Source organism: Sulfurihydrogenibium sp. (assembly GCF_027448985.1).
Lineage (GTDB): Bacteria > Aquificota > Aquificia > Aquificales > Hydrogenothermaceae > Sulfurihydrogenibium.
This window is the reverse complement of the sequence record NZ_DAIDMN010000108.1, coordinates 1-3,371: the sequence shown is the minus strand read 5'-3', so window position 1 is coordinate 3,371 and position 3,371 is coordinate 1. Positions and strand designations below refer to the sequence as shown.

General features: G+C 33.5%; 4 protein-coding genes and 1 pseudogene. 3 read left to right on the top strand and 2 right to left on the bottom strand.

Annotated features, from left to right (window positions below; translation table 11 throughout):
• From NE054_RS07470 to NE054_RS07460, 3 genes are all read left to right on the top strand, one after another.
• Window positions 1–1,389, top strand: a 1,389-nt coding sequence (locus tag NE054_RS07470) for a DNA gyrase subunit A (RefSeq protein WP_297890274.1), incomplete at its 5' end; no start/stop codon positions are given.
• The gene (locus NE054_RS07465; protein ID WP_297890272.1) at window positions 1,379–1,588 is read left to right on the top strand and encodes a hypothetical protein; all 210 of its coding nucleotides are present in this window, start codon (window positions 1,379–1,381) and stop codon (window positions 1,586–1,588) included. The genes NE054_RS07470 and NE054_RS07465, both read left to right, overlap by 11 nt.
• 15 nt (window positions 1,589–1,603) lie before the next feature.
• Window positions 1,604–2,215 (top strand): NAD(P)/FAD-dependent oxidoreductase, encoded by a 612-nt coding sequence (locus NE054_RS07460; protein ID WP_297890270.1) that lies wholly within the window; start codon window positions 1,604–1,606, stop codon window positions 2,213–2,215.
• A 28-nt stretch (window positions 2,216–2,243) separates the two neighbouring features.
• Here NE054_RS07460 and NE054_RS07455 read toward each other — a convergent pair whose 3' ends face one another.
• Complete coding sequence (locus NE054_RS07455) at window positions 2,244–3,005, bottom strand: hypothetical protein (RefSeq protein ID WP_297890268.1); 762 nt, start codon at window positions 3,003–3,005, stop codon at window positions 2,244–2,246.
• A gap of 28 nt (window positions 3,006–3,033) precedes the next feature.
• A pseudogene (locus NE054_RS07450) lies at window positions 3,034–3,371 on the bottom strand (aminopeptidase); the annotation flags it as partial.

The window sequence follows — 3,371 nt, the reverse complement described above, 5'->3', positions numbered from 1 at the left end:
GTAGATAAACAACCAAAAGTATTGACTTTAAAAGAAATTTTAGAAGAATTTATAAAACATAGACTTGAAGTTATCACAAGAAGAACGCTGTTTGAACTTGAGAAGGCAGAAAACAGACTCCACATAGTAGAGGGACTTATCGTAGCTTTAGAAAATGCAGATAAAGTAATTGATATAGTACGTTCGTCAAAAGATACAGCTCAAGCAAGAGAACTTTTAACAACAAGATACAACCTTACAGATACACAAGCTAACGCAATTCTTGATATGAGACTTGCAAGATTTACAGCTTTAGAAACCGGAAAACTGAAAGAAGAAAAAAATCAACTACAATCAAATATAGAAAGATACAAAACAATTCTTTCAAGTGAAGAAGAAAAGATTAAAGTATTTATACAAGAAATGGATGAAATGATTTCAAAGTACGCAGATGAAAGAAAAACCACAATATCCACAGAAAAAGAGTTAACATTTAAAGAGTACTTCATGTTTGCTATTATGTCATCCGGAAAAGTCTATAACCATAAAGTTGATGAAAATACCGATAAAAATGAAATATTACAAAAGATTATAAATGAGATATCCTTGAATGTTGTAGAAAACGAAAAAATCATCTCTATTCAAGAGGTGGAAAGCTCCAAACCAGTAGCAGTCTTTACAAAAGATGGTAAAGCAGATTGGAGTTTAGTCATAGACCTTCCAAAAGGAGAAGGAAAGTTAAAAGTTGACTCAGAAATTGTAGGAAGTATATATCAAGGAGAAGGAGAAGAAAATAGAGTCTTTTTAATAACCAAACAAGGAATAATAAAAAGAATGTTTGACGAAGATATATTTTATAAATCCCATAACCATACAGTAATGCCACTAAATGAAGGCGATGAACTTAAAGTTGCAATAGCAGACCAAAACCCTTCCTATATAGGTATATACACGAAAAACGCAGATTTATTAATATTTGAAAGAAACGAAGTAAGAGTAACCGGAGATAAGGCAAAGGGAGTTGAAGGAATAGACTTAGATGAAAATGATGAAGTATCCGGAGCATTTCTTATAGACGGTCATAACTACATACTGGTTACAACATCAAAAGGTTATATGAAACTCGTTGAAAAAACGGAGTTTCCTATAAAAAAAAGAGGACAAAAAGGACTAATGGCTATCAAACTAAACAAAGACGACTATGTGGTATCGATGATTCCAGTTGATATAGGAGAGGAAGTTTTAGTACAAACAAAACATGGTAAACTGTTGAAAGTAAAAGTAGATACAAATGCTATACCTATATCAAAAAGAACATCTACAGGAGAGAATAAATTTGGATTTGAAGCAGATAGCATTGTAAAAGTAATAAAACTTCCAAAATTCGAGAGTATGGAAAATGTTAGTTAGAATTCTTTACGTATTAGGAATTGTTATAGGATTGTACGCGATATTCAACAACTTACCTTTCATTTTTAAAGTAGACTTTTCTGACCCTACTCTTGCAATAGGAAAAATTTTAGTTTCATTATTCCCGGTTATAGCCGGAGCCGTAATTGTTTATGTATCTTCTTATAACCTTTATGTGAGTTTTAAAAAGAAAAATTAAGTAGGAGGTTAGAAAATGGAAAGATACGATGTGGTAATAATAGGTGGTGGACCTGCCGGATTGTCATGTGCATTAACGTTAGCGTCAGCAAAAGGACATTTTGAGTGGGGAGAAAACAGAAAATACTTAGTAATTGACAACGACTCTTCTGACCTTTTAAAAGCACAGCTTTACAACGTTCCTGGATTGCCACAAGGTATTTTAGGGAAAGAGGCTCTGGAAAATCTAAGAAAACAAGCTCAAAGTTATGGTAATGTTGACATTGTAAAAGGAAGAGTAATAAAAGTAGAAGGAGAGTATAAAAACTTTAAAGTAATTACAGAAGATGGTAAAGAGTACACATCAGACATAGTTGTTTTTGCAACCGGATTCCATGAGTTTAACATTGAATGTGAAGGTGTTGAAGTAATAGAAAACAAAAAGTCTCCAAGACCAGGAAAAGTTCAGCTAAAGATAGATGAAGACAACAAAATAAAAGAAGGTTTATACGCAGCTGGATTAATTGCTGGTGTTAGTACTATGTACGCCTGTGCTGCTGGAAGTGGTGTTCAGGTAGCTTGTAATATTCAAGCACTTTGGGCAGGTAAAAATGTTGTTGTTCATGACGTTCCAAAGCCTAATCAGTAAGGTAAAAAGGGAGGTAATCCCTCCCGTTTTAATAGTTGACTTTTATCGCTAAAACTCCATTTTGTGTTGCTACTTCCTCAATATTGTTGAACCCTTCAACATAAACAACCGTTGGAATAACTTCCTGCTTTAAAACCTTAAATAGGACATTTGCTCTATCTAATGCTCTTTTTATATCATCTTCATAAAGAGAGTAAGATATCTCTACAGCCAAATAAACAGGTTTCTTACTTTCTCTCAACTCACCACTTACAACCAAATCCAAATCAAATAAAGAGTCTCTCTCTTGTGGTGTTATAACACCTTTTTCTTCTGCTTCATCTATTAAATCAACCAGTTTACTTAAATCTAACAATTTGGATTTTTTCAACAACTTTCCAAAATACGCTGGATATTTGTCTTTAATCTTTCTCTCTAAATCGCTTCCTTTCAATTTTCCTATTTCACCTTTCATATATTTTACATCCTGCTTTAAAACTGCTACGTCTTGCTTTAAAACTTCCACATCCTGCTTTAAAATTGCCACGTCTTGCTTTAAAACGGCTACATCTTGCTTTAAAACCTCTACATCTGACTCTATTTTATCTACCTTTTTCTCTAATCTTTCTAATCTATCTAAAACTTCCTTCATCTTTTGAGGAAGTTCTAACAGCTCTGTTGTTAGTATAATCTTTCTCAACTCTTCAAGCCAGTCCGGATGTTGTAGTAAAGCTCTTACAATATCTGCAAAACTTTTAATTTCATATTTTTCCATCTCTTTTTCTATTTTTTCATCAATCACCGAATTCATCTTTAATACCTCAACTGACTAACTAAATTTATTTTAGGTAGTTTGCTCTTTTTAACAACAGTGTTGTTATGGTTCTTACAGGAATTCCAGTTGCACCTTTTGGATGGTAGTACCATCCGGATGTGTGGTGAGAAGGTCCTGCTATATCTATATGAACCCAAGGTATTTTAGGATCTACAAATTTTTCCAAGAATAACCCTGCTGTGATAGCTCCTCCGTACCTTGTTGTACCAACGTTGTAAACGTCTGCGTGAGGAGCTTTTATCTGTTCTCTGAGTTTATCGTTAAAGGGAAGTTGCCACATCCACTCTCCGGTTTTTTCTGAAACCTTTAATACTTCGTTTATAAATTTTTGGTTGTTCCCCA

Excerpts from the sequence above, each read along its gene's own strand:
- NE054_RS07465 (WP_297890272.1), top strand. The coding sequence starts at position 1,379 with ATGTTAGTTAGAATTCTTTACGTATTAGGAATTGTTATAGGATTGTAC.
- NE054_RS07460 (WP_297890270.1), top strand. The coding sequence starts at position 1,604 with ATGGAAAGATACGATGTGGTAATAATAGGTGGTGGACCTGCCGGATTG.
- NE054_RS07455 (WP_297890268.1), bottom strand. The coding sequence starts at position 3,005 with ATGAATTCGGTGATTGATGAAAAAATAGAAAAAGAGATGGAAAAATAT.